Here is a 4,567-nt window from a genome sequence, read left to right as displayed (position 1 = left end):
AGTCAGACGGGTAACCCGGACGGATCGGTGACCGGTACTTATGGCACGCTGAGCGTCAATACGAACGGCACCTGGAGCTATGTGCTGGATCAATCGAAGGCCGATCCGCTGACGGCCTTGGATCATCCGCAGGAGAGCTTCAAGGTCCAGCTGAGCGACGGCCAGGGCGGTATCACGACGCAAACGGTTGTGGTGACGGTCAACGGCACCAACGATGCAGCCTCGATCTCGGGCACGGCGACCGGTTCGGTCACCGAGGATGGCCAGTTGACGGCGAATGGTGTGCTGACGGTTGCCGACGTGGACAATGGCCAGAACCATTTCCAGGCGCAGTCATCGCTGACCGGGACCTACGGTACGTTCACCTTCAATGCGACGACCGGTGCGTGGGGCTACACGCTCAACAACTCCGCATCGAATGTGCAGGCCCTGAATAGTGGGCAGACGGTTACGGATAAGCTGACTGTAGCGTCCGCGGACGGGACGGCTTCACAGGATATCGTTGTGACCATCCACGGCACCAACGAGCCGGTGTCGGCGCCGAGCATTAGCAGCGTCATCGACAATGTCGGTTCGATCCAAGGTAGCCTTGCGAACGGTGCGGTTACCGATGACACCAACCTTGGCATCCGCGTGAGCCTGACCGGAACCAGTGCCGTCAGCGGTGATACCGTGCAGCTATATAACGGCACGACCGCGCTCGGCACGGCGGTCACGCTAACGTCGACCAATATCAGCAATGGTTATGTCGATATCACCACGCCGACGCTGACGAACGGATCGACCTACAATTTCCGGGCCTCGATCACAGATGGGGGCGTCACCACCCCGCTATCGCCGAGCGGTGCCTATGATATCAGGATCGATACGACGGCGCCGACCGTCGCCATAACGCAAGGTAGCGCCGGCGGAAACAACCTCCTGACCTTCACCTTTAGTGAGGCGGTGTCCGGCTTTACCGTTTCAGACATTGTGGGTAGCGGCAATTATACGCTCTCCAACTTCACGCATGTTGGCCTGAACGGTTTCGGGCAGGACGTCTACACGGTGAATTACGCTTCCGGCAACAACGGCTGGAAGACTGCGTCGATCGCAAGCGGCAGCTATACGGATTTGGCCGGTAATTCCGGATCAGCCAGCGCTTTGGATTTCAAACCTGCCGGCATCTCAGGCGAGGCCATCAACCTCGCGCTTGCTGCTCCTACGGATCACGTCGGCGCGGTCACGTTGAGTGTTGCCGGCCTCCCGGCAGGCTGGGTGCTTAGCGAAGGTACACACAACGCCGATGGCACTTGGTCTGTGGTGACGAACGATCCGTCGTCGCTGACGGTCACTTCGCCTGATGGTCACACTGGGGCACTGGTTCTTCAGGTTGTCGAGACCTGGATCAATCCGGACGGCACGACTGGCATGGCCACTGTGGCCGACAACGTCGAAGCCTATGCCAAGGGTTCGCCGATTTTTGCCTGGTCGGGCGACGATACGCTCACCGCATCGAGCGGCAACGACACGCTGGTCTTTGCGAACACCATCGGCACCGACGTCGTCCACAACTTCGATACGGTGCATGACAAGATCGATCTGATCGGCTTCGCAGGCTTCAATAGCTTCGCGGATGTTCAAGCCCATCTGTCGGCTGACGCGTCGGGCAGTGCCGTCATCACCCTCGGCGATGGCGAGACCATCACCTTGGCAGGCGTCAGCGTCGCGGCTCTTACGGCGGACGACTTCCTCTTCAATGAGGCCGTGGTAACGCATAATGCCGGCGACATGGTGCTTAGCGATGGTGCGCTGATGCCGTTCAGCGGCATGCTCGATAACACCGGCAGCATCCATCTCGCCTCGACCGGCAGCAATACGGCCTTCGAAATCGTCCAGCACGGCCTCACTCTGACTGGTGGCGGCACGGTGACGCTGTCCGACGCTGCGTCCAACGTCATCTTCGGCAGCGGCGACAATGTCACGCTGACCAATGTTGACAACACGATCTCTGGCGCCGGCCAGCTCGGCGAGGGGCACCTGACGCTGATCAACCAAGGCACGATCATCGCCGACGGCAGTCACGCGCTCGTCATCGACACCGGTGTCAACGCGGTGAGGAACACCGGCACGCTGGAGGCGACCGGGACCGGCGGCCTCGACATACACAGCGGCGTCGTGAATGACGGCGTATTGTGGGCGAATGGCAGCAACGTTCATCTCGAGGGCAATGTCAGCGGCAGCGGCACCGTGCTGGTGTCGGGTCATGCCGGCCTCGAAATCGGCGGCTCGTTCAGCGAGGCAATCAGCCTGAGCAAGGACGCACAGGCTACCGTCACCATCGACCACGCGGCGGCCTTCACCGGCACGATCGCCGGCCTCGACGGCAATGACGTGCTGCGGTTTGGCGACATCTCTGCCGCGACCGCCAGCTTCTCCTATGCGGAAAACGGGGCGAAAACTGGCGGTGTGCTGACCGTCACCGACGGTACCCACACCGCCGCCATCGGTCTCACAGGCGACTACTCGGCCAGCGACTTCTCGCTCGGCCACGACGGCGCCTACGCGGAGATCGATTTCAGCGGGGTCGGCCACCTCTATGGCACCGACGGCAGCGACACGCTGGCGAGCGGCGGCTACACCATGACCGGCGGCGCTGGCGCAGATACCTTCGTGCTCGATGCCCAGGCCCTGCACAACCTCAACATGGCCGACGTCATCACCGACTTCAGCCCGAAGGGAGAGGGCGACCGGCTGGATGTTTCGAACCTGCTGAACGCGCTGGTCGGCGAACATCCGGGCATGACGGAGGCGAATGCTATCGCGTCGATGACCGCGGCGGTCGATACCGCAACCAATTCGACGAAGATCAGCGTCAACACCGGCCCGGAAACCCATGTGGTCGCCACGTTGCAGAACTACACGCCGACGGGCCACGATGCCGTCCATGTGCTGTTCAACAATCACGACGAGCAGCTTGCGACCCATACGCAAACCGCCGGCGCCTGACGCCTTTTCGTCGGCATCTCAATCTCGAAGCGGCGCGTCTTACACGCGCCGCTCAGACTGCTGACAAACCTCTGGCTTTGGCCGGAGGTTTTTGATTCAATGGGACATGTTGAAGAAACCTTGTGCCGAACAGACGGCTCTCGAGATGGTGACGCTCGACAGCCTGGTGCCGAGAGATCATCTGCTTCGCAAGATCGATGCGGTGATCGACTTTACTTTCATCSATGATCGCGTTGCGGGATTGTATTGCGCCGACAACGGCSGGCCGCCGCTCGATCCGACATTGATGTTCAAGGCGCTGTTCATCGGTTATCTTTTCGGCATCCGCTCGGAACGTCAGCTGGTGCGCGAGATCGAGGTCAATGTCGCCTATCGTTGGTTTCTTCGGATGAAGCTGACGGATGGTGTGTTCGACGCCTCGACCCTCAGCCAGAACCGTCGGCGTCGCTTCAACGACACATCGGTCGCCCAGGATATCTTCGACCACATCGTCGAACAGGCGATCGGCCACGGGCTGGTCGATGGGGCGGTGCTCTATACCGACAGCACGCATCTGAAGGCCAGTGCCAACAAGGGTAAGTACGAGCTTGCGATGGTTGCCAAGTCGCGGTCCGACTACTGGGCCGATCTCGACCGGGCGATCGAGGCCGAACGGGCGCTGCACGGCCAGAAGCCTTTGAAAGGCAAGGATCGGGAACCCGCAGTCAAGGAAACCAAGGTCAGCCGTACCGATCCCGACAGCGGCTACATGGTGCGCGACGGCAAGCCGAAGGGCTTCTTCTATCTCGATCACAGAACCGTCGATGGCCGCCATGCGATCATCACCGACACCCATGCGACACCGGCCAACGTGCACGACAGTATCGTCTATCTCGACCGTCTGGATCGCCAGCGCGCGCGCTTCGGTTTTGATGKAAAGGCGGTGGGATTGGATGCCGGGTATGCCACATCAGGCATCGCCAACGGCCTGGAGGATCGCGCCATCCTCGGCGTGACTGGCTATCGCAATCCGACGCCGCCAAGGTCTGGCATGATGCGCAAGTCGAAGTTCGTCCATGACGCTGAGGTCAATGGCTATCGTTGCCCGCAAGGCCAGCTTCTGACCTACGCCACCACCGACCGCAACGGCTACAGGCACTACACGTCCGACCCTGCCATCTGCYGCGATTGCCCGCTTCTGGCGTCGTGTACATCCAATGCCAATCAAACGCGCACCATCACCCGCCATGTCTGGGCCGATGCCCGCGAGCGTACCGATGCCAACCGGCTCAAGCCCTGGGGCAAGGCCATCTACAAACGACGGAAAGAGACGGTCGAGCGCTCGTTTGCCGACGCCAAACAGTTGCATGGTCATCGCTACGCGCGGTTCCGAAGTCTCATCCGGGTCCAATGCCAGTGCCTGATGGCCGCAGCCGCCCAGAACATCAAGAAGATCGCAATGGCCCTCACCAAGGCCAGCCAACCGAGCCCCGCATAAGCAGAGGGAATCTGAACGGCCCGTTCAAAACATCCAGTCAACCTCGAAACTCAACACAAAATAAAACCCCGCCAAAAAATGACGGGGTTTGTCAGCGGTCTG

The 4,567-nt window shown here is 60.8% G+C and carries 2 protein-coding genes; both read left to right on the top strand.

All coding sequences use genetic code 11. The annotated features are described in order from the left end of the window. Positions 1–2,988 (top strand): VCBS domain-containing protein (locus QD409_RS35110; RefSeq protein ID WP_430764998.1); only part of this gene is annotated, 2,988 nt, incomplete at its 5' end. Between the two features lie 106 nt (positions 2,989–3,094). Then, a complete protein-coding gene (locus QD409_RS35105; RefSeq protein WP_430764997.1) occupies positions 3,095–4,465 on the top strand; it encodes an IS1182 family transposase in 1,371 nt (456 codons plus the stop codon). Positions 4,466–4,567: the final 102 nt, after the last annotated feature.

The organism is Rhizobium sp. BR 315, from assembly GCF_050577975.1.
Lineage (GTDB): Bacteria > Pseudomonadota > Alphaproteobacteria > Rhizobiales > Rhizobiaceae > Rhizobium > Rhizobium miluonense.
This window is presented reverse-complemented; position numbering and strand designations above follow the sequence as displayed.